This is a genomic window from Mitsuaria sp. TWR114 (assembly GCF_007997345.1).
Map to the genome: position 1 here is coordinate 1 of NZ_VOSR01000789.1, position 1401 is coordinate 1401.

The window sequence follows — 1401 nt, forward strand, 5'->3', positions numbered from 1 at the left end:
GCGCGCCCGCGCGCGGGCCGAGGCCATCGTCGCGAGCTCCATCGTGCCGGCGTGGCGCCGCGGCCTCGCGCTGCTGCGCGCGCAGCTGCCGCGGACCACCGACGACGCCGGCGTCTGGCGCCTGCCCGATGGCGACCGGTTCTACGCCGCGCGGCTGCGCGCCAACACCACCACCGAGCTCTCGCCGGGCCGAGATCCACGCGATCGGCCTGAAGCAGGTCGCCCGCATCGAAGCCGAGATGGACGGCCTGCTGCGCCAGCTGGGCTACGCCGAGGGCAGCATCGAGCAGCGCTATCGCAAGATGGACGCCGACCGACAGCCCAAGGACGCCGCCCCGCAGGTCCAGCTGCTGGACCGCTACACCACCTACCTGCGCGACGCGCAGGCGCGCGCGCGGCTGCTGTTCGAAGTCATGCCGAAGGCGCCCGTCGAGGTGCGCCGCGAGCCCGCGCTGACCGAGCCCACCGCCGCCGCCCACTACACGACCCCGGCGCCGGACGGCTCCCAGCCGGGCGTGTTCTGGGCGCCGCTGGCCGGCCCCACCTACGACATCGCGGACATGCGGACCCTCGTGCACCACGAGGCCATCCCGGGCCACCACTTCCAGCTCGCGATCCAGATGGAGGCCAGGGACCTGCCCTACTTCCGCCGGCGCGCCGCGTTCTCGGCCGGCTCGGCCTACGTCGAGGGCTGGGCGCTGTACGCCGAGCAGCTCGCTGTCGAGAACGGCTGGTATGACGACGATCCGGTCGGCCATCTCGGCCAGCTGTACGGGGCGCTGTTCCGCGCCCGCCGGCTGGTGGTCGACACCGGCCTGCATGCGATGAAGTGGACCCGCCAGCAGGCGATCGACTACGGCATCACCCCGCAGGAGGTCGACCGCTACGTCACCTGGCCGGGCCAGGCCTGCGCCTACATGCTGGGCCGGCTGCGCATCGAGGCGCTGCGCGAGCGCGCCCGCCAGCAGCTCGGCGAGCGCTTCGACATCAAGCAGTTCCACAACACGGTGCTGCTGACCGGCGACGTGCCGCTGACCGTGCTCGAGCAGGTGGTCGACGACTGGGTCGGCACGCGCCGCGTGGCCGGGAGCTCCACGGCCACCGCGGCGCCCTGACTCCCGACGCGCAGATCAACCTTCGCCTGGCCCTGACGCCGCCGGCACGATCGCCGGCGCATGCCGTCGCATCAACTCGTCGACCCAGTCGATGAACACGCGCAGCTTGGCGCTGACGTTGCGGTTGGGCGGATAGGCGAGGTACATCGGCATCGGGTCCATCGTCCAGTCCTCGAGCAGCGGCACGAGCTCGCCGCGCGCCGCATGCGGCCCGGCCATGTAGCGCGGCAGCCAGAGCACGCCCATGCCCGCAAGCCCGGCCGCCAGGTAGGCATTGCCATCGTCG

General features: G+C 72.8%; 2 protein-coding genes and 1 pseudogene. 2 read left to right on the forward strand and 1 reads right to left on the reverse strand.

Annotated features, from left to right (window positions below; genetic code table 11):
• Window positions 1-43 precede the first annotated feature (43 nt).
• Window positions 44-127: pseudogene (locus FUT87_RS31840) on the forward strand (hypothetical protein); the annotation flags it as partial.
• A 1-nt stretch (window position 128) separates the two neighbouring features.
• The gene (locus FUT87_RS24195; RefSeq protein WP_255511998.1) at window positions 129-1115 is read left to right on the forward strand and encodes a DUF885 family protein; all 987 of its coding nucleotides are present in this window, start codon (window positions 129-131) and stop codon (window positions 1113-1115) included.
• A gap of 15 nt (window positions 1116-1130) precedes the next feature.
• Here FUT87_RS24195 and FUT87_RS24200 read toward each other — a convergent pair.
• On the reverse strand, window positions 1131-1401 hold a 271-nt coding region (locus FUT87_RS24200; protein WP_255511999.1), incomplete at its 5' end, for a LysR substrate-binding domain-containing protein.